Here is a 26,657-nt window from a genome sequence, read left to right as displayed (position 1 = left end):
CGCCGGCAGGCTGCTGTCGGGACGTCGCCTACAGCGCGCCTGTCCGAGGGACGGTCCGGAGGTCATTGCGCGTCGTCAACCCTCGGGGCGGTCGCGCGCCGGAAAACCCGGCAGTGCGATGCGCGGGCGCGCGGCCTTCAGCGCGCGGGTGGGCCACAGCACGTAATTGGTATGCGGGTCGAGCGGCTTGCCGAAGTACGACACCCACACCTGCACGCCGTGCTCGGTCTCGGCGATGATCGCGGCCACCGCGCGCGCGGCCACCGACGGCGACTTCAGCAGTTCGGCCAGCGCCTCGACGCCCTGGACGACGTGGTGCTTGACTCCCTGGAACCATGCGTACTGCCGCATGGCGGACAACAAACGCTTTGTCATTGTCTGTGCGTCTCCGTTGGAAATGAGAATGAGAACCACGTGTCTGACTGTGGCGCTCGCGCTTCGTTCAGCCCGAATGTCGGGCGCTTTTCTATCGCCGGGCAGGATCGATTCGTCGCCCCAGGCGATGCCCGATGCGAACGGCGCCGTCCTCCCTGCGGCCCGCCGCGGAATTGACAGCCCGGCGCCGTTTGCCGTAGCTTCGGTCGCATGGGCGGCGCGCCCACGGCCGTCGCCGCCGGGTCCCCGAAGGGGCGACTCTCATCATCCCGCAAGGAGCTGCCGATGACCGAGGACATGCTGATGCAACTGATGGTGGAGGTCGAGAAGGAAGATCCGATCGACTATGCCAATCTGCCGTTCGACGACGGCGCGCTGCGCTCCCTGGTCTGCCGCCTGGTGGCCGAGCGCTCGCAGGCGATGGAAGCGGCGGGCATGCCGGTCGACGCGGTGCTGGCCACGATGTGGGCGTCGACCGCCAAGCTGGTCCTCGAGAACATGGTGCTGAACGCGCGCCTGCTGACCCTGCAGGGCGCGCCCGACGATGCCCGCGCGCTGATCGAGCGCATCGCCCGGCAGTCCCGCGGCAACCGCTGATTTCGCCTCTCCTGCGCCGGGCCTGCCGTTTAGGTAAACTACGGTCCTTCATACCTCATCGTGTGCCTTCGCCCGCACGGCGGCAGGCTCGCACGAGGCAGTTCAGGGAGAGTTCGAGGTGGTCAAGTGGATCATTGTCGCGGCCTATCTCGGCGCGATTCTGTATGTGCATTTCCGCGGCAAGGTGCGCCTGCGTATCTGGCGGCAGCTGCTGGATCATTCGGCGCTGGTGGCGCCGGTCAATTGCTTCATGTACGCCTTCTCGGGCGTCCCACGCACGCCGTACATCCCGGTGGAGCGCTTCCCGGAGCTGGAGAAGCTGCGCGCCGCCTGGCCCGAGATCCGCGACGAGGGGCTGGCGCTGGCCGCGATGCGCAAGATCAAGGCCGCCGAGAAGAACGACGACGCCGGCTTCAATTCCTTCTTCAAATACGGCTGGAAGCGCTTCTACCTGAAGTGGTACGAGGCGCATCACCCGTCGGCCGAGCAACTGTGCCCGCGCACGGTCGCGCTGCTGCGTGAGTTGCCGTTCGTCAAGGCCGCGATGTTCGCCGAGCTGCCGCCGGGCGGCAAGCTCAATCCCCACCGCGATCCCTTTGCCGGTTCGCTGCGCTACCACCTCGGGCTGGCGACGCCGAACGACGATCGCTGCTTCATCGAGGTCGACGGCGAGCGGCACAGCTGGCGCGATGGGCAGGGCGTGGTGTTCGACGAGACCTATCTGCACTGGGCCGAGAACCGCAGCGACCAGAACCGGCTGATCCTGTTCTGCGACATCGAGCGGCCGATGCGCTATGGCTGGGCCGGCAAGGTCAACCGCTGGCTGGGCCGCAAGGTCATGAGCGCGGCCAGTTCGCCCAACGACGAGAACGACCAGACCGGCATGATCAACAAGCTGTTCCGCATCGTCTGGCTGGGCGGGCAGTATCGCCGTCGCCTGAAGGCGTGGAACCGCCAGGTCTATTACGTGGTCAAGTTCGGCCTGATCGCCGCCGGTGTTGCGCTGATCGTGTTCCTGTAAGTCGGCAGGCTTGCAGGCCTTAAAGCCTGGAACAGCCCTGCAACAGGTCTGCATGCCATCGCTGCACGGACTGCACGGACGCGGTGCCCCCGGCACCGCGTTCCACCCCTCCCGCTAGCGCGGCTCCGGTCGCGCCACCCCCTGCGCCACCACCCGGGCCACCACGCCGGCCAGCTTCCGATACGCCTGTTCCAGTGCGGTGGAGCGGGGCGCGCCGATATTGATCCGCAGGCAATGGTCGAAGCGGCTCGAGTTGGAAAATACCACGCCGGGCATCACCCGCACGCCGGCCTCGAGCGCCTGCTCGAACACCGCCTCCGACGACAGCCGGTCCGGCAATTCCACCCATAGATGCATGCCGCCCTGCGGCGCCGACAGCCGCGTGCCGGCCGGAAACAGCGCCGCGATCGTCTCGGCGGCCCAATGCCGCTGATGGCGCAGCCGCGCGCGCAGGCGTCGCAGGTGCCGGTCGACATCGCCCGATGCCATCAGTTCGGCCACGGCGATCTGCGACAGCAGCTCATTTGGCCGCGACTGGCTGAACTTCAGCATCTCGACCCGAGCCTGCCATTTGCCGGCGGCAATCCAGCCCAGCCGCATGCCGGGCGCCAGATTCTTGTGCAGCGACGCGCAGTAGATCACGTTGCCGCTGCGGTCCCACGCCTTGGCGGCGGCCAGCGGCGCATCGTCGTCGGCCAGCGTGGAGAAGCAGTCATCCTCGATCAGCGCGATGCCGCGCGCCTCGCACCATTGCACCAGCCGGGCCTTGTTCGCGTCCGGCATGATGCTGCCCTGCGGATTCTGCAGGTTCGGCACCACCACCACCGCCCGAATGTTGTCGTAGGTCTGCGCCGCCAGCTCCAGCGCTTCCAGCGACAGGCCGGTCTGCGGACTGCACGGGACTTCGAGCGCGCGCATGCCCAGACTTTCGAGGATCTGCAGCAGCCCGTAATAGGTCGGCGATTCGACCGCAATGACATCGCCCGGGCCGGCGACCGCGCGCAAGGCCAGGTTCAGCGCTTCGGTGCAGCCGTGCGTGATGGCGATCTGCTCGGGGGCCAGCGTCATGCGGGCCTGAAGTGCCTGGCGCGCCAGCGCGGCGCGCAGTGCCGGATGCCCGTCGGGCTCGACCGCGCTGCCCAGCAGATTGGGATGGCGGCGCAGCGCACGGCCGGCTGCCTGGCGCAACGCTTCGACCGGATAGAGCTCGGGCGGCGCGCAGGCGCCGGCCAGATTGACCGCGTCGGGATACCGACGGCCGCGCGCGATGATGGCCGAGATACGGGCGTGGATGCCGACGTACTGCGCGGGATCGGGCAGCGAGGCCGAGGGTTCGGCGATCGGCGTGCCCTGCGGCGCCGGCGGCCGCACGAAGTAGCCGGAGCGCGGACGCGCTTCGAGCAGCCCTTGCGCCTCCATCTCCCGGCACGCCTGCAGCGCGGTCGACAGGCTGACGCCGTGGCGCTCCATCAGGGCCCGTATCGAGGGCATCCGCTCGCCCGGCAGCAGCGTGCCCGCGGCGATGGCTTGCCGATAGTGGCCGGCGAGTTGGCGGTACAGCGGGGCGGAGTCCATGCGGCATGGTGGCGCATCCGGCCGATGCGCAACAGATACAGAAAAGTTTCGGCCGTATCGTAACAGAGCGAAGGATGGGGCTCTGTTCTGCTGTCCGTTCCGGTGCGGTGTGCCTGCCGCGCCGCGACGGCGGCCGGTACTCTGCGTTCATTCGATTGCTGCGCTGACTTGCGGCACTGACCGCGCCACTGATCGCGCCACTGATCGCGGTACTGATCGCGGTACTGATCGCGGTACTGATCGCGGTACTGATCGCGGCACTCCCGATACCGGCCGGTCTTTACCGCTGTGTCGGTGACACGCAGACGCAGCCGAACCTGCCGAGGCCATCATGTCCATCCTCTCCCTGCTGCCCCATCCCATCTACCTGCACCGCGCGCTGACGCTGCGCGCCGGGCAATCGTTCGCCTTCCATGCCAAAGCCGGCACCGAGCTGCATGTCGCCGATGGCGACGTGGAACTGATCGAGCCGCCGCTGCTGCTGGCCGAGACGCTGCACTGGCCGCGGCGGCCGCTGCCGCCGGGCAGCGTGGTCGCGCTGTCCCGCTCCGGGTGGTTCACCCTGCGAGCGCGGCGCGATACCGCGGTGCGGCTGCGCCAGCGTGCCCGGGTATTCTCGCGGACCCGTATCGCGCGCATACTTTCCGGCTGGCGCCGCCGGCGCCTCGCGCATTGAAGCCGAGCCGACACCTTTCCCTTCGAAGTTCGTACGTCTTTCCCTGCAAGGAGTGCTGTCCCATGACGCAATTGGCCATCTCGTTCACCGATGTCGTGGAGGCGCATCGCCGCATCAGTGGCGTCGCGCACCATACGCCGGTGCTGACTTCGGCCACCGCCGACGCGCAGACCGGCGCGCGGCTGTTCTTCAAGTGCGAGAACCTGCAGCGCATGGGCGCCTTCAAGTTTCGCGGCGGCTACAACGCGATCGCGCAGCTGTCGCCCGAGCAGCGCGCCGCCGGTGTCGCGGCGTTTTCTTCGGGCAACCACGCGCAGGCGATCGCGCTGTCGGCGCGGCTGTTCGGCACCCGCGCGGTGATCGTGATGCCCAAGGACGCGCCCGCGGCCAAGATCGCCGCGACGCGCGGCTATGGCGGCGAAGTCGTGCTGTACGACCGCTATACCGAGGACCGCCAGGAAATCAGCCAACGGCTGGCCCGCGAGCAGGGGCTGACGCTGATCCCGCCGTTCGACCATCCGCACGTGATGGCCGGGCAGGGCACCGCCGCCAAGGAATTGTTCGAGCAGGCCGGCCCGCTCGACGTGCTGCTGGTGCCGCTGGGCGGCGGCGGGCTGCTGTCGGGCAGCGCAGTGGCCGCGCGGGCCATGCATCCCGGCTGCAAGATCATCGGCGTCGAGCCGGAAGCGGGCAACGACGGCCAGCAGAGCCTGCGCGCCGGACGCATCGTCGAGATCCGCACGCCGGACACCATCGCGGACGGCGCGCAGACCCAGCATCTGGGCCACTACACCTTCCCGGTGCTGCAGCAGCTGGTCGACGACATCGTCACGGTCAGCGATGCCCAGCTGGTGGAGGCGATGCGCTTCTTTGCCGGCCGCATGAAGCTGGTGGTCGAGCCCACCGGCTGCCTCGGCGCCGCCGCGGCCTTCGCGGGCAAGGCGCCGATCGCCGGCAAGCGGGTCGGCATCATCCTGTCCGGCGGCAATGTCGACATGGCGCGCTACGCCGCGCTGCTGGGGCAGGTGCCGGCGCAGGACTGACGATCTTCCGGGGCGGGGCGCGGCGGCCGCCGCAAGGGGCCGCCGCGGCCGAAAGGCTTTAGAATTGCGGTCCGGCCATCGGACCCGCCGTTCGGCCGCCGAATACATTGCCCCCCATGCTACGCCTCAGTGAACTCAAGCTCCCCCTCGACCATTCAGAAAGTGACCTGGAGGCCGCCGTCCGTGCGCGGCTGATCGAGATCGGGGTCAAGGGCGACGGCATGGTGTCCTTCACCGTGTTCCGCCGCGCGCACGACGCGCGCAAGCGTTCCGATATCAAGCTGACCTACATCGTCGATATCGAGGTAAGGGACGAGGAGGCGGCGCGCAAGCGCATGGCCGGCAAGCCGAACTGGAGCGTGACGCCGGACATGACGTACCGCTTCGTCGCGCAGGCGCCGCAGCATGCGACGACGCCGCGTCCGGTGGTGATCGGCATGGGCCCGTGCGGTCTGCTGGCCGGGCTGATCCTCGCGCAGATGGGCTTCCGCCCGATCATCCTGGAGCGCGGCAAGGAAGTGCGCGAGCGCACCCGCGACACCTTCGGGCTGTGGCGCAAGAGCGTGCTCAATCCCGAGTCCAACGTGCAGTTCGGCGAGGGCGGCGCCGGCACCTTCTCGGACGGCAAGCTCTACAGCCAGATCAAGGACCCGAAGCACTACGGCCGCAAGGTGCTGCACGAGTTCGTCAAGGCCGGCGCGCCGGAGGACATCCTGTTCAAGGCGCGGCCGCACATCGGCACGTTCCGGCTGGTCAAGATGGTGGAGAACATCCGCGCCGAGATCTTCGCGCTCGGCGGCGAGATCCGCTTCGGCACGCGCGTCGACGACATCGACATCGATGGCGGCCGCGTGCGCGGACTGCAGCTGTCCAATGGCGACTATCTGCCGTGCGAGCAGGTCGTGCTGGCCGTGGGCCACAGCGCGCGCGACACCTTCGAGATGCTGTACCGCCGCGGCGTGTTCATGGAGGCCAAGCCGTTCTCGCTGGGTTTCCGCATCGAACATCCGCAGGGCATGATCAACCGCAGCCGCTTCGGCAAGTTCGCCGGCAACAAGCTGCTGGGCGCGGCCGACTACAAGATCGTCCACCACTGCAGCAACGGCCGTTCGGTGTACAGCTTCTGCATGTGCCCGGGCGGCACCGTGGTGGCGGCCGCTTCCGAGCCGGGGCGTGTGGTGACCAACGGCATGAGCCAGTACAAGCGCGCCGAGCGCAATGCCAATGCCGGCATCGTCGTCGGCATCACGCCCGACGACTATCCGGGCGGACCGCTGGCCGGGATCGACTTCCAGCGCCATTGGGAGGAACGCGCCTTCGAACTGGGCGGGCGCAACTACTGCGCGCCGGGCCAGCTGGTGGGTGACTTCCTGGCGCGGCGGCCGTCGACCGCGCTGGGCACCGTCGAGCCGTCGTACAAGCCGGGCGTGACGCCGACCGATCTGAGCACCGCGCTGCCCGACTACGTGATCGAGGCGATTCGCGAGGCGCTGCCGGCGTTCGAGCGCCAGGTGCCGGGCTTCGCGATGGACGACGCCGTGCTGACCGGCGTCGAGACGCGGACCTCGTCGCCGCTGCGCATCCGCCGCAAGGACGACTACCAGAGCATCAATGTCGCGGGCCTCTACCCCGCGGGCGAAGGCGCCGGCTACGCGGGCGGCATCTATTCCGCGGCGATCGACGGTATCGAGGTCGCCGAGGCGGTCGCCCTCGATATCGTCAGCCGGGTCGGCAAGGCGGCCTGAGCGATGGCGCCGTCGCAGCAGCAGGCGATCCTCGACGCCACGCGCCACTGGCTGACGCGGGCCGTGATCGGGCTCAATCTGTGCCCGTTCGCCAAGAGCGTCCACGTCAAGGAGCAGATCCGCTACGTGGTCTGCGAGGCGACCGATGCCGAGGCGCTGCTCGACACGCTGGAGGCCGAGCTGAAGGGGTTGGCGCAGGCCGATCCCGCGCGCGTCGACACCACGCTGCTGATCGTCCCCGACATGCTGGCGGACTTCGCCGACTACAACGATTTCCTCTATCTGGCCGAACGCCTGCTTGACAGCCTCGGACTGGCCGGCGTGCTGCAGATCGCCAGCTTCCACCCGCAATACCAGTTCGCCGGCACCGACGCCGACGATATCGAGAACTACACCAACCGCGCGCCGTATCCGATCCTGCATCTGCTGCGCGAAGACAGCATCGCGCGCGCGGTCGAGGCCTTTCCCGACGCGGCGGACATCTACGAGCGCAACGAGGAAACCATGCGCCGGCTCGGCCACGAAGGCTGGCGGCGCTGGATGGCGGGCGACGAGCCGCAGTAGGTGCGACGCGGCAGGTGCGACGCGGCAGGTGCGGCGCGGCAGGTGCGGCGCAATGTGTGACGCAACAACTGCGACACAGTAGGCGCGATGCCCAGATCCCAGATGCGAGTGAGCGCGCCCCGGTGAATCTCAGGCGGGCGTGAAGAACCGCTCGCGCATTTCCTCCAGCCCCAGCGTTTCGAGGACGTGGGCCAGCCGCTCGGCCGGCCTCCGGCGCGGCAGGTCCTTGTACTGGGCGACGATCAGCTCGTTCTTCATCGAGTGTTCCCACCCGACCAGCTCGGTCACCGTGACCTGATAGCCGTGCGCTTCCAGCTGCAGGCAGCGCAGCACGTTGGTGACCTGGCTGCCGAATTCGCGCGTATGCAGCGGATGGCGCCAGATCTCGGTCAGCGGATTGCCCAGCGTCTTTGACTTGTTCCTGCGCAGCACGGCGGCGACCTCGGCCTGGCAGCAGGGCACCACCACGATGTATTTGGCGCGCTTGGTCAGCGCGAAGCGGATCGCGTCGTCGGTCGCGGTATTGCAGGCATGCAGCGCCGTGACCATGTCGACCGTGGCGGGTAGCCGCTCCGAGGTGATCGACTCCGCCACCGACAGGTTCAGGAACGACATGCCCGGAAAACCGAGCCGCTCGGCGAGCGCGGTGGACGAGCGCACCAGCTCCTCGCGCGTTTCGATGCCGTAGATATGCGAGCGGTCCTGCTGCGTCTTGAAAAACAGATCGTAGAGGATGAAGCCGAGATACGACTTGCCGGCGCCATGGTCGACCAGCGTCAGGTCGGCATGGTCGCGCTTGAGGTCCTGCAGCAGCGGCTCGATGAACTGATAGAGGTGGTAGACCTGCTTCAGCTTGCGGCGGCTGTCCTGGTTCATCTTGCCGTCGCGCGTCAGGATATGGAGTTCCTTGAGCAGCTCGATCGACTGGCCGGGACGGATTTCGTGGGTGTTCGACATGGGATACGGCGGGGTTGGCCCGGGTCCCGAAGCGCCGCGTCTGGGGAGCGGCGAGGGCCCGGGCGGGCAGGGCGACAGTTTACCGGAAGGCGTCCCGAAAAAATTTTCCTAAAGTTTTGCCGAAATCCGCCGTAGGTGACGGACAGGCGGCATGCCGACTCGGGTGCCGCCCCGACAACAACGATAAATCAAAGGCAGACGGCTGGAGGACGCGATGGGCGACGTAGCAGCTTCGGTTGTACGGGTGTGGGTGGAGAACACGGACAAGTCCGTGCGGGCGCGGTACGAGCCGCCGGCGGAGGCCGATAGGGCCGGTAGGGCCGATGGGGCCGATGGGGCCGATGGGGCCGATGGGGCCGATGGGGCCGGGGGGCCGCCCGATCGCGCTGCCTTGATGGCGGCCCTCGAGGCCCAGGGCTGGGCGCAAGCGAAGCTCGATGAGCAGGCTATCGCGGCCTTCCTGCTGACCTGCCATCGCGATGGCGCGCCGGCCGAGGCGGTGATCGGCGAGCTGGTCGACGGCTATTTCGAGATCGACATCGATGCCGATTCGCTGACGGTGCGGCTGACGCTATGGCCGCCGGAGGGCGGCCGCGCGGTGCAGCCCAACGACGTCCGTATCGTGCTGGCGGGGCGCGGCATCAAGCTGCCCGTCGACGAGCCGGCGCTGGCCGAGGCCTTCGCCGCGGGGCGTTGCGATGATCTGCCGATCGTGCACGGCACGGCGCCGACGCGCGGCACGCCGGCGCGCTTCATCAACCTGCTCGAGCCGCGCCGCGGCGGCGCCGAGGACGACCGCGCCCGCATCGATCTGCGCGACCTCGGCAACCTGTTGCTGGTGCAGCCCGGCACGCATCTGATGCGGCGTATCCCGGCGGTGCCGGGCACCGCGGGGCAAGACGTGTTCGGCCGCGTGTTGCCGGCTCCCGAGGTCGCCGACACGCCGTTCGCCGAACGCCTGAACGGCGTGGCCCAGGACGCAAACGACCCCAATCTGCTGGTGGCGACGGTGGCGGGCTTGCCGTCGGTGCGCGCGCGCGGCGTCAGCGTCAACCCGGTCGTCGCCGTGGACGCGGTCGACATGCACTCCGGCAACATTGCGTTCGAAGGCACGCTGCGCGTCAGCGGCGATATCAAGACCGGCATGTCGGTCCGCGTGGCCGGCGACGTGATCGTCGGCGGCACCATCGAGGCCGCCCATGTCGAGGCAGGCGGCAATGTGGTCGTCAGCGGCGGCATCATCGGCAAGTCCGAGGGACCCCACGATCCGGCCAGCGCCGTCGCGCGGATCCAGTGCAAGGGATCGGTGCATGCCCGCTTCATCGAAAACGCCGTGGTCGAAGCCGGCACCACGGTCACCGTCGACAGCGGCATTCGCCAGAGCGATGTCGCCGCGGGCGAGACCATCACTGCGGGCGATCCAGCCGTCGGCAGCGGCAATATCACCGGCGGCCGCTGCCGCGCCTGGCATGCGGTGCGCACCGGCACGCTTGGCGCGCCGGCCGGCACCGCCACCGCCATCCACGTCGGCCTGAACCCCTATGCCGACGCCGAAAAGGCCGCGCTCGAGGCGGACAAGCGCCGGCAGGAACAGGAGCAGGCCAAGATCCAGCAACTGATGGCCTTCTTCGCCAAGAACCCCGAGCGCGCCACGCCGGAACTGCGCGAGAAGGCGCGGGCCACCCTGTTCAAGTACACGCGCGACATGCTCGACACCGACGCCCATCTGGCCAGGCTGACCGAGCAGCTGCACCCGCGCCCGGACGCCGCCGTGGTGGTCGGCAAGAAGGTGCACGGCGGGGTCAGCGTCACCATCGGCCAGAAGGCCATGCGCGTGATGGAGGACATGCCGAAGGTGGAACTTCGGCTGGTCGGCGAGGGGATCGGGGTGGTGCGGGAATAAAAAAACGGCGCCGCGGCGCCGTTTTTCATCGAGTGGATGGCTTTCCGCGCTTGCCTTATTGCAGCGACGTTGCCGTCTGCACGTAGTGTCGGATATGGCCGGCCGGCTCGATGCCGGCATAGCTGTAGTTGAACTCGCACTTGACCGCGCGGCCAAGTTCGGTAGCCCACCAGCAGCGGTAGTTCATCCGATAGGCAGCATTGCCGGTGATGCCGTTGGACAGGGTGCCGTCGTTCGAATTGGTGAAGGCCACGTCATACTTGATGCGCAGCGTATCGAACGTGTCGCTGCCGACGGCGACTTGCTCGAAGGCTTCCACATTGGCTTGCAAGGCGGCGGTTTCGTGATACGCGCCACACTGATACTGCCAGCCCGAGGTCCAGGTCTTGCCGACGAACATCGGGTATTGGAAATGTTCGCGCTTCGGCGTGAACGTGCAGGTCTGGGTTGGATTGCTTGCCCGAATGCGGGCCGTACGGTTGCGGTCGGCGTCGTTGAGGAAGGTGTCGGTCAGCGTGCCGTCGATGCGATAGCGGTTCATCGTGAATCCACCCTGTGCATCGACCGCTTCCGTCGTATCCCGATAGGTGACGTCGATCTGGGATCCGTCGACAGTCGTTCCCTGCTCGCGCCAGAAGGTGGTTTCACCGACCTTGGCCGCCACCCGCGCATAGCGGTGCGGCGGCACCTCGATACGGATCGTCGCAAGCCTGGTCGCATCTGCAGCGGACTTGGCCACCAGCGTCACCGTGCCGCCTTCCGGGCTGATCAGCACGGCATCCCACACGGCGCTGTTCTGGCTCTTGGGCTGGATCGTGGTCTTTTCCATGCTGGCCGTCCACGTCACGCCGTTGCTGGCGCTCAGACGCACTTCCTGGCCCGACTCGATATTGAGCGTCGTGGTGCCACCATCCTTCAGCGCAAAACCACTGACCGGCGTGCCGTCCAGGCTGGCCGACAGCTGGAAGCCCGTGTCGTTGCCGCCATCATCCCCACCGCCGCCGCCGCATCCGCTCAGCACCATTGCCGCGAATACCGCTGCGGTAAATCCCGTCCAATTTCTCATCTCTTTTCCTTGTTATTCACCGTTGTTTTTATCGGCCGAAGCCGCGCGGGATATTAACAAGGCGTTTCCCAAAAGTGGGGGCCGCAAAGTGGGGTTGACCGGCGAAAGGTAGATGGGATAGGGGCGCCGCGCTTCCAACGAAACAGGTGCCCGGGGCACGGCTCCTAGGCCATCGGCCGCCAACGCCGATTCCGATTGATGGACGCGCAATGACCATCATTCAACGCCGCAAGAGCGCGCCGCAACCATCGCGCTTCGTCCAGCGTTACCGGATAGCGCTGTTCCACGTCGTCGATCGAGCCGAGGTCGAAATAACTTCGCAGCGTTTCGCCGTGAATCGTGACGCCCCAGCTGTCCATTTGCCGCAGGTCGGCGACGCGGAGCGTGACGAAGGCATCGGGATCGTTCGAGCCGGCGCTGCCAATCGCCTGGTCCAATCGCATCGCCATCGCGCGCACTGCGGTGCAATCCGGCGGGCCGTTGTCGTCCGCGCCGTGTTTGGGCATTGCCGCGACGTTCTGCGAGGGCGGGGCTTCGGGCATGGATGCAAAGGCAAATACCTGTGGCCGACGGTGAGGGGTGATCGGATTCATGACGAGCTCGAGCGGATGGAGGAGGTTCGAGCTTATCCGGCGCCAGCGCGGTTGGCGTTGAGCGGATTCCGAAAGGCGGGGCAATCAGGAGGGCCCTTTGAATCGGCGTCCCGTCAGCGACCGCACAACTTCCTGCAGATGCGGGTCAACTCGTCCAACTCGCGGGGCGAAAGGCTCGACATTTCCGCTGGAGGACGGTGGTAGGCCGCCATCAGCACGGTCTTGGTCTCGAGGCCCTTCTTCGTCGCGCGGACGAGTTTTACGCGACGGTCGTCAGGCGAAGGAATGCGCTCGGCCAGTTCCGCACGCTCCAACCGGTCGACCAGCCAGGTGGCGGTCGATGGATCGCATCCCCATTCGCGGGCAAGCACGCCGATGGGTCTTCCGTCTTCATCCAGTGAAAACAACGCGCGGGAATCGTTCGGCGTGAGCCCGTGCTCCTGCTGAGTCCGCAAGCGCTGCGGCGCGGAGCGCATCAGGAACTCAAACATCGAGCGCCACGCCTCGGCTGCGCGTTCGCCGCTGCTGTCGGGGGATTTCGTCATGCTGCCCTGTCGTTTGGCGGAGGTTGACATATTTTGATTGGTCAAATATTTTTGTCAATGAAAGTTTTGCGCGGAGGCCTTCGCGCGCGTCAACCAGGAGAGGTTCCATGGGCACGCAAACTTCGGTTCTTGTCGTCGGCGGCGGGCTCTCCGGCCTGACGGCCGCCGCGCTTCTTGCCCGTCAGGGCGTGCGCTGCATGGTCATTGAGCGTCATCCGGATACGTCGATTCAATACAAGTTTGCCGGGATATCGCCGCGCAGCATGGAGATTTTTCGGGGCCTTGGCCTGGAGACGGAAATACGCGCCAGCCGCACCGGCGACCAGCAGGGCGGCGGCATTGCGCGAGCCAGGAACCTCGCGGATCCCGATGTCCATTGGAGCGGCCCGGCCTGGCCTGACGCCAGTCCATACAGCCCCACGCAGCCCGCGACTTGTGACCAGCATGTCCTCGAACCGATTCTGCGGCATTGCGCCGAGCAGTTTGGTGCCGACATACGGTTCAACACCGAGTTCGTCTCGTTTGAGCAGGACGAGCGTCGGGTTCACGCCCGCATTCGTCATCGGGCAAGCGGAGCGGAAGAGACCGTGGGCGCCGACTACCTGATCGGTGCGGACGGCGCAAACGGAACGCTGCGGGACCAGCTCGGTATCGGCCGCACTGGTCCCGGTGTGCTGCAGCATTGGATGAACGTCATCTTCGATACCGACCTGCCGCCGGTACTCAATGGGAAGCGCTTCACCTCCTGCTTCGTCAGCGATCTCAACGGCACCATGACGCCTCGCGAAGGCGGACGTTGGCTGCTGGCACTGCAATATTTTCCGGAAGAGGGCCAACGGCCGGAATCGTTCGATGCGCATTGCTGCCGCCAACTGGTCGAGCGTGCCGCCGGGCGATCCGGCGTCAAGGCGGATCTCGTCGACGCGCGGTCATGGGAAGTGGCCGCTTGCATTGCCGACCGCTTTCGTGAAGGCCGCGGCTTCCTGATAGGCGATGCCGCGCACCTTATGCCGTCGACTGGTGCTTTCGGTGGCAACTCGGGCATCCACGACGCCCATAACCTTGCATGGAAGCTCGCCATGGTCGTCCGTGGCGAGGCGGACGAGAGGCTGCTCGGTACCTATGATCAGGAGCGTCGTCCGGTAATCGCCGCCACGTTGGCGCAGGCGCTCTCCCGTCTGCAGAAATGGTTCCAGGATCCTGCGGGCCGCCTGCCCGCTCCGGTTCCCCTGGTCGACGACTACGATGTTGTGTTCGGCCAGCGCTACGATGCCGGGGCCGTGTCGCTCGAGGGCCCGCCGCCCGATCGGCCGTTCGAGCCCGTGGCGGGACTGTCGGGCCAACCCGGCACGCGCGCGCCCCATCTCGTGATCGAATGCGATGGGAACCGGATTTCGACGCACGACCTGTTTGGCCGGAATCTTGTCCTGTTATGCAGTCGACCAGCGTGGCGAGCGGTTACGGAGGCGGTCACGGAGGAATTTGGCATTCCGATCGATCTGCATCTGCTTTCCTCATCCGGCGGCGGGCTCATTCCCGAGGACCGATGGCCGGCGGCCTACGGCCTCGACAGCAGCGGTGCTGTGCTCGTTCGTCCCGATGGCTTTGTGCTGTGGCGATCCCCGTGCGGCGAAGCCAATGACAGGGGCGTGCTGAACGACGCTCTCGCCCGAATGGGGCTTCACCGCGCAGACCGTCGAGGCGGCGGCCGCCGATGAACCGCCGCACGACAATGCTTCTTTTCCTTGCCGGCGAGTGCGTGCTCTTCGCGCTGGCTTCTGTGGTCCATGCCGGTGTGCTGTTCGCCGGTTATGCGCATTCGCGTGCCGCGACCGCGGAAGGCGTGATTGGAGCTGTGCTGGTTCTGGGCCTCGCGGCTTGCTTGATCCTCCCTTCGCGGGCACGTTGGATTGCATTCGGTGCGCAAGGCTTCGCGTTGCTGGGCACACTCGTTGGCGCCTTTGCGATTGCACTCGGTTTCGGCCCGCAAACGTGGGAGGACAAGGCGTTCCATGCGGCGCTGGTCATCACGCTCTTGGTGGGCATCATCGTTATCCGGACAGCCACGACGAGCGCTCGCGAACCATGACAGGTTTCGTCAACAGACCCGCGATCGCCGGATCGGGTTGAGCATGGTGGCCGCAGGGCCCCCAGAAACGACAAAGCCCAACCGCGCGGGTTGGGCTTTGTGCTTGGATCCATTGGTGCCGAAGAGAGGAATCGAACCCCCGACCTTCTCATTACGAATGAGCTGCTCTACCGACTGAGCTACTTCGGCAACACTACCGGTTTGGAACCGGATAGAGCCCGCAATAATAGCAGCGGATCAGGCGGCTGTGAAGCCCCTCGGCGCACTTTTTTCACCACCCGTGTCGGCGCCGGTCAGCCGAAGGTGCGGTCGGCGGGAGAGGCCGTATTGGCGGGATCGGCGCGATTGGCGGGATTGGCGGCATCGGCGCGATTGGCGGGATTGGCGGGATTGGCGGCATCGGCGCGATGGGCGGGCATGGGCTCGTCGGGCCGTGTCAGGGTGGCGAGCATGGCGTCGATCGCGGCGACGAATTCGCGCAGGCGGACCAGCGTGACCGGAAAGACGGGGTCCGACGCGTCGATGGTCCACGGATAGAAGTACAACTCGCGCTCCTGGGCGCTGATCGGCACGCCCCAGTTGGCCAGCTGGCGCAGGTCGCAGACATGCAGGTCGATGCCGTCGCTCAGACCGTAATGCAGCGCGACGTCCAGCGTCTCGTGCAGCCGGATGGCGAGGGCCTGCACGGCTGCGCGTTCGAACGGGGCCTCGCCGCAGGGCGGGTTTGCCGGCGTGATGGCGGTGGCCGGCGGGTTGATCGGTGGGGTGATGGCGTAGCGGGCGCCGGCATCCGAGAGGGGGACCATCGCGGTTTCCTTGCTGCTTGTTGGGGGAGGAGTGTGGTGCAGAAAACAGCAGGGTAGGGACGCGGCGAGGCGGGGGAAATGAGCGGATTCTGATTTGCGCTGCCCAAAGAAAAAGGAGCCACCGCACTGCGGTTGGCTCCCATTCAGCGAGGCAAGGCGAGGACGGGCACGTCGAAGCCGGTCCGGATCAGACCGGCCTCTCCCGGAGGCCGGTCACCGTGCGGGCACAAAGGCCGGTCCGCAGGCAGGCGCAACGGCCGGCCGCGGTGCAGCCAGGCGTATCAGCCGCCTGCCTGCGCTTCCCGGTGATAGCCGGTCACGCGCTCGACCTCGTTCTTCGAGCCGAGGATCACCGACACGCGCTGGTGCAGTTTTTCCGGCTGGACCTCGAGGATCCGCTGATGGCCGTTGGTGGCCGCGCCGCCGGCCTGTTCGACCAGCATCGCCATCGGGTTGGCCTCGTACATCAGGCGCAGCTTGCCCGGCTTCTCCGGCTCGCGCTTGTCCCACGGATACATGAAGATGCCGCCGCGCGTCAGGATGCGGTGCACGTCGGCGACCATCGAGGCGATCCAGCGCATGTTGAAGTTCTTGCCGCGCGGGCCTTCCTCGCCGGCCAGGCATTCGTCGATGTAGCGGCGCACGGGCGGGGCCCAATGCCGCATGTTGGACATGTTGATCGCGAATTCCTTGGTGTCCTCGGGGATCTTCACGTCCGACTGCGTCAGCACGAAGCTGCCCGCCTCGCGGTCCAGCGTGAACATATGGACGCCGTTGCCGACGGTCAGCACCAGCGTGGTCTGCGGGCCGTACACCGCGTAGCCGGCCGCGACCTGATGCGTGCCCGGCTGCAGGAAGTCGCTCTCGGTGACGGTCTGGCCCGGCTTGGGCATATGCAGCACCGAGAAGATGGTGCCGATCGACACGTTGACGTCGATGTTCGACGAGCCGTCGAGCGGATCGAACAGCAGCAGGTATTCGCCCTTCGGATAGCGGTTCGGGATCTCGTAGAACGAGTCCATTTCCTCCGACGCCATCGCGGCCAGGTGGCCGCCCCATTCGTTGGCGTCGAGCAGCACTTCGTTGGCGATCACGTCCAGCTTCTGCTGGGTTTCGCCTTGCACGTTGCCGGTGCCGGCCGAGCCGAGCACGCCGGCGAGCGCGCCCTTGCTGACCGCGTTGGAGATGGCCTTGCACGCGCGTGCGACCACCTCGATCAGCAGCCGCAATTCGGGCTGGATGGTGTTGTGCTTGCGTTGTTCCTCGACCAGATAGCGGGTCAGGCTGATGCGAGTCATGGGTTTCCTCCTTGAATGGCCGCCATTCTACAGGCCGGGGCGGGCGGCCCACCGATGCCGGTGGGCCGGGACCGCGATGGCCGGTTCGCTATCGCACCCAACTGGCACCCGCCCGAGACCTCCGGCGGGCACCCTGGCAGGCCGCCAACCACGCCCCCAACGGGGAGCCTAACCGCGCCCCCAAACCGGGCACCCGGCTGCGCCCCCAAACCGCACCGTCATCGGCCACGGCGGACCGCATCAAGCCGACAGCGCCTTGCCGACAATCTCGCGCACGTCGCGCGACAGCTTGTCGGCCGCGGCGACCCGCTCCAGCGCGGCGCGCATCCTGTCGCGCAGCGGCAGCGTGTACTTCTGCCAGCGGTCGAGCGCGCGCGCCAGGCGCGCCGCCACCTGCGGGTTGATGGCGTCCAGCGCCAGCACCTGTTCGGCCCAGAACTCGTAGCCGGAACCGTCCTCGGCATGGAACTGCGCCGGGTTGCCCGAGCAGAAGCTGAAGATCAGCGCCCGCGCCCGGTTGGGGTTGCGCAGCGTGAAGGCGGGATGCTGCATCAGCGCCCGCACCGTGTCGATGGTGCGCTTGCCCGCATGCGGGCCGACTTCGCCGCGTTGCATGCCCTGCAGCGAGAACCATTTGTCGACCACCAGCGGATCGTGCTCGAAGCGCTGGTAGAAGTCGGCCAGCGCGGCCTCGCGGCCCGGCGCGAAGCTGTTGACCAGCGCGGTCAGCGCGGCGAAGCGGTCGGTCATGTTGTCGGCCTGCTGATACTGCTCGCCGGCCAGCGCATACATCGCGTCGTCGCCGACCTCGACCAGATAGCCGAGCGCGAGATTGCGCAGCGCGCGCTTGCCAGCCGACTCCGCGTCGGGACGATACGGACCGGTGGTCGCGCTGGTCTCGTAGGCCCCGAGCCAGTCGCTCTGCAGCGTGCGGGCGAGGCCGGCGCGCATGAACTGCCGCGCGCGATGGATCGCCGCCGGGTCGGCCACGCCCATGCGCTCGGCCAGATAGGCCTCGGCCGGCAGCATCAGCGCCTGCTCGCGGAACGCGGGGCTCAGCGAGGTGTCGGTCAGCACCGAGCGGAACGCGCCGATCAGCGCGTGGTCCAGCTCGAGCTCACGCCCGGCCTGCACGTCGGCGACCAGCTTCAGCAGCGCGCGCGTGGCCAGCCGCTGGCCGGCTTCCCAACGGTTGAACGGATCGCTGTCGTGCGCGAGCAGGAAGGTCAGCTCGTCATCGCTGTAGTCGACATCGACGATCACCGGCGCCGAGAAGTTGCGCAGCAGCGAGGGCAGCGGCGCGCGCGGGCCCTTGGGCAGGTTGACGAAGCGGAAGGTCTGCCGCGCCTCGGTGAAGTTCAGCACGCGCGTGGTGTCGCCCGCGGCGGCCTCGCCGTCGAGCTGCAGCGGCAGGTCCTTGCCGTCCTCGCCGATCAGCCCGAGGGCGAAGGGGATATGGAAAGGCTGCTTTTCCGGCGTGCCGGGCTGGGTCTCGATGCCGACCTTCGGGCATTGCTGCGTCAGCGTCAGCGTGAGCCGCCCGTGGTCGGCGTCCCAGTCGGTGTGCACGCCGACCACGGGCGTGCCCGCCTGGCTGTACCAGCGGCCGAACTGGGTCAGGTCGCGGCCGTTGGCGTCCGCCATCGCCGCGAGGAAGTCGTCGCAGGTCACCGCCTGGCCGTCGTGCCGCTGGAAATACAGGTCCATGCCCTTGCGGAAGCCGTCGCGGCCCAGCAGGGTCTGGTACATGCGCACGACCTCGGCGCCTTTCTCGTACACCGTCACGGTGTAGAAGTTGTTGATCTCCTCGTAGCTGTCGGGCCGCACCGGATGCGCCATCGGGCCGGCGTCTTCGGGGAACTGCACCTGCCGCAGCACGCGCACGTCCTCGATGCGCTTGACCGCGCGGGCCGAGCCGTCGTCCGCGCCCTGCTGCGCCATCATGTCGGCGGAGAATTCCTGGTCGCGGAACACCGTCAGCCCTTCCTTCAGCGACAGCTGGAACCAGTCGCGGCAGGTCACGCGGTTGCCGGTCCAGTTGTGGAAGTACTCGTGGCCGACCACCGATTCGATATTGAAGAAGTCGGTGTCGGTCGCGGTCGCCGCATTGGCCAGCACGTACTTGGTGTTGAAGATGTTCAGGCCCTTGTTCTCCATCGCGCCCATGTTGAAGTCGCCGACGGCGACGATCATGAAGCGGTCCAGATCGAGCTCCAGCCCGAAGCGCTGCTCGTCCCAGCGGATCGCATGGATCAGCGAATCCATCGCGTGCTGCGTCTTGTCGAGGTCCTGCGGTTCGACCCAGACCTGCAGCAGCTTCTCCTTGCCCGAGCCGGTGGTGATGCGCTGCTCGATGCATTGCAGCTTGCCGGCGACGATCGCGAACAGATAGGAGGGCTTGGGGAAGGGGTCTTCCCACACGGCCTCGTGGCGGCCGCCGTCCAGCTCTTGTTCGCCGATCAGATTGCCGTTGGACAGCAGCACTGGATAGGCGGCCTTGTCCGCGCGCAGCGTGACGCGATAGGTCGCCATCACGTCGGGACGATCGAGGAAATAGGTGATGCGGCGAAAGCCCTCGGCCTCGCACTGCGTGAAGAAGTTGCCATTGGAGACGTACAGGCCCGACAGCGTGGTGTTGGCCTCCGGCTGGCAGGCGCTGACGATCTGCAGCGTGCCTTGCTCGGGCAGCCCGTTCAGCGTCAGGCCGCCGTCGTCCTGGCGATAGTCGGCGAGCGGCTGGCCGTCGACGCTGACGCCGAGCAGTTCGAGCGCCTCGCCCGCCAGCACCAGTGGCGCGCCGGCCTGGCGGCGGGCAAAGCGCAGCGTGCTGGTCACCACGGTGCGCTGCGGATCCAGTTCGAACACCAGGTCGACGTGTTCGATCGCGAAGGCGGGCGGGGTATAGTCCTTGCGGTGGACGGTGACGGGGGTATCGGTGCGGAGCATGGATGGTCCTGTCCTGGAAGGCGGTGAGTCGGGCGAGCCGGGCGCCGGGTAATCCATTGTAGCCAAGCACGGCATGGCCGCATGGCGCCAAGGGAATTCCGGCGCACGCGGCCGGTCTGATGCAACGAGAGGGCGGCCCGCCGACCGCCCCCGCGCAATCCGTCGAGGTGCGCTCGGGCGGCGCCCTGGCGGCAGGGCCACCCTGTCGGCAGCACCACCCTGTCGGCAGCACCACCCTGTCGGCAGCACCACCCTGTCGGCAGCACCACCCTATCGGCGGGACCATGAACAGAAGGAAGAACATCATGTGGCAATGGCGAAAGGCCTGTGCACGGGCGGGCCAATGGCTGGGCACCGTGGGCGGCCGCGGTGAGGGAGCTGCGCGGGCCGGCAACGCCGGCTCGCCGGCAGGCTGGTCCGGACGATCTTGGGCGCGATGGTGGACCCGATGGACCGGTGCCGCGATGCTCGGCGCCTTGCTGCTGTCGGGCTGCGCCAGCACCGTGACCACCGACGTGACGGCGTTCCGCCAGCCCGGCTGGCAGAACGATCCGCCGCGAACCTACGCCTTCGAGGCCGAGAAGGGCCAGGGCCAGCAGGAGCAGCAGGCGCAGCTGGACCGCGCCACCTATCAGAACTGGATCGCCGACGCGCTGGCCGGCCACGGCTTCACGCAGGTGGCCCGCTCGCAGGCGCGCTATCTGGTCAGCTTCGATTTCGATGCCGATCCGCGCCTGGTGCGCGTGCACGAGACCTACTATCCCGATCCCTGGTACCCGTGGGGCCCTTACTGGGGTCCGTACGGCTACTACCGCCCGTGGGGGCCGTGGGGCTGGGGCCCGGGCTACTGGCCGCCGCAGACGGTGATCCGCGACGTGCCCGCCACGCTGGCCAGCCTGCGCGTCTTCATCCGCGAAGCCGCGGGCAACAAGCGGGTCTACCAGGTCACCGCGCAGAACTTGAGCGAAGGCAGCACGATGCCGGGGCTGATGCCGTATCTGGTGCGCAGCGCCTTCGCGGAATTTCCGATGGAAAGCGGCCGGCCGCGGCGCGTGACGCTGGAGGTCGACAAGAACGCGAGATAGCGCGAAACGGCGCGGTTCCGGTGCGCCGGCATGGACGCCGGCATGCCTTCGCCAAGGGAGGCATGCCGGCGTCTTGTTTTACTGGTGGATCGCGCAGGGCGCATTCGCCTCCGGTTCGCACCGATCCGCCTCTTCCGCTCCATTCGCCATTGACGCTATTCCGGTAAAAGCTCTTTAACCGCAAATTCCCCGCATTTGCGGCCCTGCAGGGCGCCATCGGCGCGACTCGCGCACTGCGGCTGGGCTAGAATAGCTGCTCGATTTTTTCGGCCCTGGCTGTTCGATCGGCATCTGCCGGCATCGCACGGCGCCATGTTGGGCCTCTTTCCGGACGAGCGACATGAGCAGCAAGACCAGCGGTGACGCACCGCAACACGCCCCCAACAGTCCTGAAGCGCAACTGCGCCTCGCCGCGCTGGAATATCACCGCAGCCCGACCAAGGGCAAGATCCAGGTGACCGCGACCAAGGCGCTGTCGAACCAGCGCGATCTGTCGCTGGCCTATTCGCCGGGCGTGGCCTATGCCTGCGAGGAAATCGCCAGGGACCCCGCCACCGCGGCGGAGTACACCTCGCGCGGCAACCTGGTGGCGGTGGTCACCAACGGCACCGCGGTGCTGGGCCTGGGCGACATCGGCCCGCTGGCCGGCAAGCCGGTGATGGAAGGCAAGGGCTGCCTGTTCAAGAAGTTCGCCGGCATCGACGTGTTCGACATCGAACTCGATGCGCGCGACCCGGACCAGATCGTCGAGATCGTCGCCGCGCTCGAGCCCACGCTCGGCGGCGTCAACCTCGAGGACATCAAGGCGCCCGAGTGCTTCTACATCGAGAAGAAGCTGCGCGAGCGGATGAACATCCCCGTCTTCCACGACGACCAGCACGGCACCGCGATCATCTCGGCGGCGGCGCTGCTCAATGGCCTGAAGGTGGTCGGCAAGGACATCGGCAGCGTCAAGATGGCGGTGTCGGGCGCGGGCGCCGCGGCGATCGCGTGCCTGGACACGATGGTGAGCCTGGGCGTCAAGCGCGAGAACATCTACGTGGTCGATTCGAAGGGCGTGATCTTCGTCGGCCGCGACGCCAACATGGAGGCCAACAAGGCCCGCTACGCGCAGGACACCTCGGCCCGCACGCTGGCCGACATCGTCGAAGGCGCCGACGTGTTCCTCGGCTGCTCGACCGCCGGCGTGCTGACCGCCGAGATGGTCAAGACGATGGCCGACAAGCCGATCATCCTGGCGCTGGCCAATCCCGAGCCCGAGATTCGTCCGGAAGTGGCCAAGGCCGCGCGCCCCGACTGCATCATCGCCACCGGCCGTTCGGACTATCCCAACCAGGTCAATAACGTCCTCTGCTTCCCGTACATCTTCCGCGGCGCGCTCGATTGCGGCGCGACCAAGATCACCGAGGAAATGAAGCTGGCCTGCGTCAAGGCGATCGCCGAGCTGGCCGAGGCCGAGACCAACGACGCGGTGGCCGCCGCCTACGCCGGCAAGGAACTGAAGTTCGGCCCCGACTACATCATCCCGACGCCGTTCGACCAGCGCCTGATCGAGAAGATCGCGCCGGCGGTCGCGCGCGCCGCGCAGGAGTCGGGCGTGGCCACGCGTCCGATCCAGGACCTCGAGGCCTATCGCCAGCAGCTGACGCAATACGTCTACCACACCGGCCTGATCATGAAGCCGGTGTTCTCCGCCGCCAAGGCCGCGCCCAAGCGCGTCGCCTATGCCGAGGGCGAGGAAGAGCGCGTGCTGCGCGCGGTGCAGACCGTGGTCGACGAAGGCCTGGCGCGTCCGATCCTGATCGGCCGTCCGCACGTGATCCAGATGCGCATCGACAAGGCCGGCCTGCGCCTGAAGCCGGGCGTCGATTTCGAACTGGTCAATCCCGAGGACGATCCGCGCTATCGCGCCTATCACGAGGCCTACCACGCGCTGCGCGGACGCGATGGCGTGACGCCGGACATGGCCAAGGTCGCGCTGCGCCGCTCGAACACGCTGATCGGCACGATGCTGATGCACATGGGCGATGCCGATGCGCTGCTGTGCGGCACCGTGGGCCGCTTCGAGGCGCATCTGGAGCATGTGCGCGACGTGATCGGCCTGAAGCCCGGCGCCAAGGTGCTGGCGGCGATGAACGCGCTGATGCTGGAGAAGTACACGCTGTTCATCACCGACACGTTCGTCAACGAGGACCCGACCGCCGACGAACTGGCCGCGATCACGCAGCTGGCCGCCGAGGAAATCCGCCGCTTCGGCCTGACGCCGAAGGTCGCGCTGCTGTCGCACTCGATGTTCGGCTCGTCGAACCGCGCCTCGGCGCGCAAGATGCGCGCGGCGCAGGAGATCCTGAGCCAGATCGCGCCCGAGCTGGAAGTCGAGGGCGAGATGCAGGGCGATGCGGCGCTGGTCGAGGACGTGCGCCGTCATTTCCTGCCCGGCACCAAGCTGGCCGGCTCCGCCAATCTGCTGGTGATGCCGACGCTGGACGCGGCCAATATCGCGTTCAATCTGCTGAAGATCACCGGCGGCCAGGGCGTGACGGTGGGCCCGATCCTGCTGGGCGCGGCCAAGCCGGTGCACATCCTGAATCCGCAGGCAACCACTCGCCGCATCGTCAATATGACGGCGGTGGCGGTGGCGGAGTCAGGCGCGCTGCGCTGATCCGACGCACGGTCGGCCGGTGGCCGATCCAAACAAAAAGCCGGGCTGCGTGCCCGGCTTTTTTCATTGCGACATTCGGTCGCGTGTTGCAATCGTCGTTCTGGTGCCGTATTGGTGCCTGTCGTATTGGTGATCGCCGACTTGGTGCTCGATATTCCGGTGCTTGATATTTCGGTGCCGCGGTGCTCTGTTGCGGAGCAGCGTAATCGCTGAAGTCGCGCCGAAGGCAGCGCTATTGCAAGACGTTGTACTGCTGGCGCATGTCGACGATGATCGACTTCGCCGCGCGCAATTGCATCGACACGCTGTCTTCGGCCGCACGGGGAAAGTCCACCTCGGCGCTCCAATTGCATCCCGTATGGTCGGGCTGGTGCACGCGTACCGCATGCAATTCGCACTCGCCGCATTCCGGATTGTTATCGAGGCACTGGTTGAGGATCGCCATCAACTCCGACCGGGTCTTTGCGTATCGCCGCATGAGTCACCTCTCTCGTTTGGCTAATCGTGGTCTGGACGTTCAATGTAGGCACTCGTCCGGGGCCGTGCCAATTGAATGAGCCTATGAGGTGAAGTCGGTCATTCCCGCCGCGGCAGCAGGGAAAAGGTGTTGCGATGCAGCGGGGAAGAAAGGGAAGGGTGCGGGGAAGGAGGGCGGTGCTGCGGCATTGCGCCGCAGCGAAGGGGCTGCCCTCTCCGCCGGAGAGGGCAGGCGAGAGGGCAAACGCGGGCCGTTCAGGCCCGCCCCTCATCAGAACTTGTGGCGAATGCCGACACCGAACGAATCGCCGTGCTCGGCGCCGGTGATCTTGTCGTAGAAGTAGGCGGCATACACGTCGGTGCGCTTCGACAGGTTGTAGTCGTAGGCGATCGCGAACGTGTTGCGCTTGAAGTCGTCGACATTGTTCTCGGCCTTCGCATAGCCATACGAAGCGAGCAGGCTGCCGGCGCCGATGGGCACCGAGGCGCCGATCTGGCCGCTGGTGTGCTTGATGTCGCCGCTGGCATTGGTCACGTCGCTCTTGATGTACTGACCCTGGGCGAACAGCTTGACCACCTTGAAGTCGTACGACAGGCCGGCCAGCACCGCGTTCTGCTTGTCGAAGCCCGCCAGCGTCGCGGGCGAGGTGACATCGCCCGGCACGTTGTTGAACTTGACCTGCTGGAAGGCCACCGTCGCGGCCAGCGGGCCGTTGAAATACATCAGGTTGCCGCCCCACTTGTTGCGGCCGGTGGCACCCGCCTGTTCGCCGAACGAATAGATCAGGTTCGCGGTCAGGCCGCCGAAGGTCGGCGTCGAATAGACCAGCGAATTGCTCCAGCCCGAATCGCCGATGATGCCCGGATCGAACACGGTGCCATTGGTGGCCGTGAAATAGGTGTGGAAGATCGCCGGCGAGAACACGTACGAATCGACCAGCGGGTTGAACAGGATGGTCGAGATGAAATACGGCGTGGTGTTGCGGCCGAGCTTGAGCGTACCGACGCGGTCGCTCTGCAGCCCGACATAGGCATTGCGGCTGAACATCGCATCGCCGTCGAAGCGGCCGGTGCGGCCGTTATCGGTGCGATAGAAACCGTTCAGGTCGAAGATCGCCTTGAGCCCGCCACCCAGATCCTCGGCACCCTTGATACCCCAGTACGACGTTTGCATGCCACCCGAATTGGCGACCCAGGCGCGCTCGCCGGTGCCCGGGTTCTTGACCGCGCCGACGAACATGTCGACCTGGCCGTAGAGCGTGACGCTCGATTGCGCCATGGCCGCGCCGCTGAAAAGGGCCGCGGCCAGTGCCGCCAACTTGAACTGCTTCTGCATGAAAGACCTCCGTGGTTTGATCCTGTTGGAACGTTGTGTACTGGGTCCCTGACGGGTTCTCTTTTTGGTATGACCGCCGGCATCGGTGGCGGGGGTGCAGGCGGCGGACGGCGCTGGCTTCGGGCGCCGTTCATCGTGTCATCGGGCAGGGCGCCGGCGATCCCTTGCCGGGGCCTTGCCCGATGCGCGGTCTTGCTCCATGCGCATGTTCCATGCGAGCGGAATTTCGACTCAGCCGGATACTAAGTCGTCGAGGCGGAACTGGGCAATCCGATGGATCTGGTTGATGCATGTTTGCAACTCATCGGCCGGCGAATTCTCGATGCGTCTTGCGAACTCGTCGATGATGCCGGCGCGATCGTAGCCGCGTACCGCCAGAATGAACGGGAAGCCGAATTTCTCGTTGTAGCGGGCATTCAATGCCTGCAGCCGTTCGAACTCCTGCGGCGTGCATTGATTCAGCCCGGCGCCGCTCTGTTCGCGCGTCGATTCCTCGGTCAGCTCGCCGCGCACCGCGGCCTTGCCGGCCAGTTCCGGGTGGGCGCGCACCAGCTTGAGCTGGGCCGCTTCGCCGGCCTGGTCGACGGCGGCGCGCATCGCCGCGGCCAGCGCCTGGCGATCCGCGAAGGGACGCTGCTCGGCGGCGCTGGCCGCGACCCAGGGCGAGTGTTCATAGATGCCGCCCAGCGCCTGCACGAATTCGGCGGACGGCATCGCGTTCAGTTGGGAGAGGGTGTAGGTCACGTCGGGACTCGGTTATCAGGTTCGGGTTCGCAGGAGAGGGGCATGGCGGTGGGGCATTGCCGTGTCGCACCGCCGTGGCGTATCACCGCGGCGTATCACCGCGGCGTATCACCGCGGCGCACTGGCCGTGTACGGATGCGTCTCGATCCAGTGCCGCGCGATATCGATGCGGCGCGCGATCCAGACCTTGTCGTGCGACTGCACGTAGTCCAGGAAACGCTGCAGCGCGCGAAAGCGCCCAGGGCGGCCGAGCAGCCGGCAATGCATGCCGATCGACAGCATCTTCGGCTGGTTCAGCCCCTGCGGATCGCCCTCGGCGTACAGCACGTCGAAGGCGTCCTTCAGGTACTGGAAGAACTGCTCGCCGGTGTTGAAGCCCTGCGGCGTGGCAAAGCGCATGTCGTTCGAGTCCAGCGTGTAGGGCACCACCAGATGCGGCTTCGTCTCGCCGTTGCTCGTCCGCACCTCGGTCCAGAACGGCAGGTCGTCGCCGTAGTAGTCCGAGTCGTAGACGAAGCCGCCGTGCTCGACCACCAGGCGCCGCGTATTGGGGC

At 66.9% G+C, this 26,657-nt stretch carries 23 protein-coding genes, 1 tRNA gene and 1 pseudogene; 11 read left to right on the top strand and 14 right to left on the bottom strand.

Annotation, left to right across the window (positions count from 1 at the left end; all coding sequences use genetic code 11):
* Positions 1 to 75: 75 nt before the first annotated feature.
* Entirely contained in the window at positions 76 to 375 is a 300-nt protein-coding gene (locus tag K7G19_RS16515; protein ID WP_149317963.1) for a hypothetical protein, read from the bottom strand.
* A gap of 285 nt (positions 376 to 660) precedes the next feature.
* On the opposite strand from K7G19_RS16515, the gene K7G19_RS16510 reads away from it, so the two are divergent.
* A complete protein-coding gene (locus tag K7G19_RS16510; RefSeq protein WP_149317964.1) occupies positions 661 to 972 on the top strand; it encodes a hypothetical protein in 312 nt (103 codons plus the stop codon).
* A 118-nt stretch (positions 973 to 1,090) separates the two neighbouring features.
* Positions 1,091 to 1,993, top strand: a complete 903-nt coding sequence (gene lpxO, locus K7G19_RS16505) for a lipid A hydroxylase LpxO (RefSeq protein WP_149317965.1) — start codon at positions 1,091 to 1,093, stop codon at positions 1,991 to 1,993.
* Positions 1,994 to 2,107: 114 nt separating this feature from the next.
* Here the strand turns inward: lpxO and K7G19_RS16500 are convergent, their stop codons facing one another.
* Complete coding sequence (locus K7G19_RS16500) at positions 2,108 to 3,568, bottom strand: PLP-dependent aminotransferase family protein (RefSeq protein ID WP_226108209.1); 1,461 nt, start codon at positions 3,566 to 3,568, stop codon at positions 2,108 to 2,110.
* A gap of 331 nt (positions 3,569 to 3,899) precedes the next feature.
* Between K7G19_RS16500 and K7G19_RS16495 the strand changes: the two genes are divergently transcribed.
* The 4 genes from K7G19_RS16495 to K7G19_RS16480 all read left to right on the top strand — a co-directional run bounded on the left by K7G19_RS16495 (position 3,900) and on the right by K7G19_RS16480 (position 7,596).
* The gene (locus K7G19_RS16495) at positions 3,900 to 4,244 is read left to right on the top strand and encodes a hypothetical protein (RefSeq protein ID WP_226108208.1); all 345 of its coding nucleotides are present in this window, start codon (positions 3,900 to 3,902) and stop codon (positions 4,242 to 4,244) included.
* 62 nt (positions 4,245 to 4,306) lie between these two features.
* Positions 4,307 to 5,287, top strand: a complete 981-nt coding sequence (locus K7G19_RS16490; protein WP_149317968.1) for a threo-3-hydroxy-L-aspartate ammonia-lyase — start codon at positions 4,307 to 4,309, stop codon at positions 5,285 to 5,287.
* Positions 5,288 to 5,403: 116 nt separating this feature from the next.
* On the top strand, positions 5,404 to 7,032 hold the full coding sequence (locus tag K7G19_RS16485) for an NAD(P)/FAD-dependent oxidoreductase (protein WP_226108207.1): 1,629 nt from the start codon (positions 5,404 to 5,406) through the stop codon (positions 7,030 to 7,032).
* Positions 7,033 to 7,035: 3 nt separating this feature from the next.
* Positions 7,036 to 7,596 carry a DUF1415 domain-containing protein gene (locus K7G19_RS16480; RefSeq protein ID WP_226108206.1) on the top strand — a complete coding sequence of 187 codons (561 nt, stop codon included), beginning with the start codon at positions 7,036 to 7,038 and terminating at the stop codon, positions 7,594 to 7,596.
* Between the two features lie 129 nt (positions 7,597 to 7,725).
* On the opposite strand, the gene K7G19_RS16475 is transcribed toward K7G19_RS16480, so the two are convergent.
* Positions 7,726 to 8,553 (bottom strand): SAM-dependent methyltransferase, encoded by an 828-nt coding sequence (locus K7G19_RS16475; RefSeq protein WP_149317971.1) that lies wholly within the window; start codon positions 8,551 to 8,553, stop codon positions 7,726 to 7,728.
* A gap of 394 nt (positions 8,554 to 8,947) precedes the next feature.
* On the opposite strand from K7G19_RS16475, the gene K7G19_RS16470 reads away from it, so the two are divergent.
* Entirely contained in the window at positions 8,948 to 10,456 is a 1,509-nt protein-coding gene (locus K7G19_RS16470; protein ID WP_226108205.1) for a DUF342 domain-containing protein, read from the top strand.
* Positions 10,457 to 10,511: 55 nt separating this feature from the next.
* Here the strand turns inward: K7G19_RS16470 and K7G19_RS16465 are convergent, their stop codons facing one another.
* The 3 genes from K7G19_RS16465 to K7G19_RS16455 all read right to left on the bottom strand — a co-directional run bounded on the left by K7G19_RS16465 (position 10,512) and on the right by K7G19_RS16455 (position 12,660).
* Positions 10,512 to 11,480 carry a hypothetical protein gene (locus tag K7G19_RS16465; protein WP_226108204.1) on the bottom strand — a complete coding sequence of 323 codons (969 nt, stop codon included), beginning with the start codon at positions 11,478 to 11,480 and terminating at the stop codon, positions 10,512 to 10,514.
* Between the two features lie 206 nt (positions 11,481 to 11,686).
* The gene (locus tag K7G19_RS16460; RefSeq protein WP_150084580.1) at positions 11,687 to 12,115 is read right to left on the bottom strand and encodes a hypothetical protein; all 429 of its coding nucleotides are present in this window, start codon (positions 12,113 to 12,115) and stop codon (positions 11,687 to 11,689) included.
* Between the two features lie 113 nt (positions 12,116 to 12,228).
* The gene (locus tag K7G19_RS16455) at positions 12,229 to 12,660 is read right to left on the bottom strand and encodes a MarR family winged helix-turn-helix transcriptional regulator (RefSeq protein ID WP_149317974.1); all 432 of its coding nucleotides are present in this window, start codon (positions 12,658 to 12,660) and stop codon (positions 12,229 to 12,231) included.
* A 107-nt stretch (positions 12,661 to 12,767) separates the two neighbouring features.
* Here K7G19_RS16455 and K7G19_RS16450 point away from each other — a divergent pair, with 107 nt between their 5' ends.
* Together K7G19_RS16450 and K7G19_RS16445 are read left to right on the top strand one after the other, a co-directional pair.
* Positions 12,768 to 14,378: an FAD-dependent monooxygenase gene (locus tag K7G19_RS16450; RefSeq protein WP_226108203.1), complete on the top strand. Its 1,611-nt coding sequence runs from the start codon at positions 12,768 to 12,770 to the stop codon at positions 14,376 to 14,378.
* Positions 14,375 to 14,749 carry a hypothetical protein gene (locus K7G19_RS16445; protein WP_226108201.1) on the top strand — a complete coding sequence of 125 codons (375 nt, stop codon included), beginning with the start codon at positions 14,375 to 14,377 and terminating at the stop codon, positions 14,747 to 14,749. The genes K7G19_RS16450 and K7G19_RS16445 overlap by 4 nt, the downstream gene beginning before the upstream one ends.
* A gap of 113 nt (positions 14,750 to 14,862) precedes the next feature.
* Here K7G19_RS16445 and K7G19_RS16440 read toward each other — a convergent pair.
* The 4 genes from K7G19_RS16440 to pepN all read right to left on the bottom strand — a co-directional run bounded on the left by K7G19_RS16440 (position 14,863) and on the right by pepN (position 19,799).
* A tRNA-Thr gene (locus K7G19_RS16440) sits at positions 14,863 to 14,938 on the bottom strand.
* 104 nt (positions 14,939 to 15,042) lie between these two features.
* Positions 15,043 to 15,555 carry a hypothetical protein gene (locus K7G19_RS16435; RefSeq protein ID WP_226108199.1) on the bottom strand — a complete coding sequence of 171 codons (513 nt, stop codon included), beginning with the start codon at positions 15,553 to 15,555 and terminating at the stop codon, positions 15,043 to 15,045.
* 281 nt (positions 15,556 to 15,836) lie between these two features.
* The gene (locus K7G19_RS16430) at positions 15,837 to 16,853 is read right to left on the bottom strand and encodes a class 1 fructose-bisphosphatase (RefSeq protein ID WP_149317977.1); all 1,017 of its coding nucleotides are present in this window, start codon (positions 16,851 to 16,853) and stop codon (positions 15,837 to 15,839) included.
* Between the two features lie 240 nt (positions 16,854 to 17,093).
* Positions 17,094 to 19,799 carry an aminopeptidase N gene (pepN, locus tag K7G19_RS16425; RefSeq protein ID WP_226108197.1) on the bottom strand — a complete coding sequence of 902 codons (2,706 nt, stop codon included), beginning with the start codon at positions 19,797 to 19,799 and terminating at the stop codon, positions 17,094 to 17,096.
* 464 nt (positions 19,800 to 20,263) lie between these two features.
* Here pepN and K7G19_RS16420 point away from each other — a divergent pair, with 464 nt between their 5' ends.
* A complete protein-coding gene (locus K7G19_RS16420; protein ID WP_150084589.1) occupies positions 20,264 to 20,884 on the top strand; it encodes a DUF4136 domain-containing protein in 621 nt (206 codons plus the stop codon).
* Positions 20,885 to 21,224: 340 nt separating this feature from the next.
* Positions 21,225 to 23,546 (top strand): NADP-dependent malic enzyme, encoded by a 2,322-nt coding sequence (locus K7G19_RS16415; protein ID WP_150084585.1) that lies wholly within the window; start codon positions 21,225 to 21,227, stop codon positions 23,544 to 23,546.
* Positions 23,547 to 23,778: 232 nt separating this feature from the next.
* Here the strand turns inward: K7G19_RS16415 and K7G19_RS16410 are convergent, their stop codons facing one another.
* The 4 genes and pseudogenes from K7G19_RS16410 to K7G19_RS16395 form a co-directional block, all read right to left on the bottom strand.
* Positions 23,779 to 24,024 (bottom strand): hypothetical protein, encoded by a 246-nt coding sequence (locus K7G19_RS16410; protein ID WP_006576013.1) that lies wholly within the window; start codon positions 24,022 to 24,024, stop codon positions 23,779 to 23,781.
* 270 nt (positions 24,025 to 24,294) lie between these two features.
* Positions 24,295 to 25,359: a porin gene (locus K7G19_RS16405; RefSeq protein ID WP_226108196.1), complete on the bottom strand. Its 1,065-nt coding sequence runs from the start codon at positions 25,357 to 25,359 to the stop codon at positions 24,295 to 24,297.
* Between the two features lie 231 nt (positions 25,360 to 25,590).
* On the bottom strand, positions 25,591 to 26,073 hold the full coding sequence (uraD, locus tag K7G19_RS16400; protein WP_149318040.1) for a 2-oxo-4-hydroxy-4-carboxy-5-ureidoimidazoline decarboxylase: 483 nt from the start codon (positions 26,071 to 26,073) through the stop codon (positions 25,591 to 25,593).
* Between the two features lie 138 nt (positions 26,074 to 26,211).
* Positions 26,212 to 26,657, bottom strand: a pseudogene (locus K7G19_RS16395) (allantoinase); the annotation flags it as partial.

Source organism: Cupriavidus sp. DB3 (assembly GCF_020418465.1).
Lineage (GTDB): Bacteria > Pseudomonadota > Gammaproteobacteria > Burkholderiales > Burkholderiaceae > Cupriavidus > Cupriavidus cauae.
This window is presented reverse-complemented; position numbering and strand designations above follow the sequence as displayed.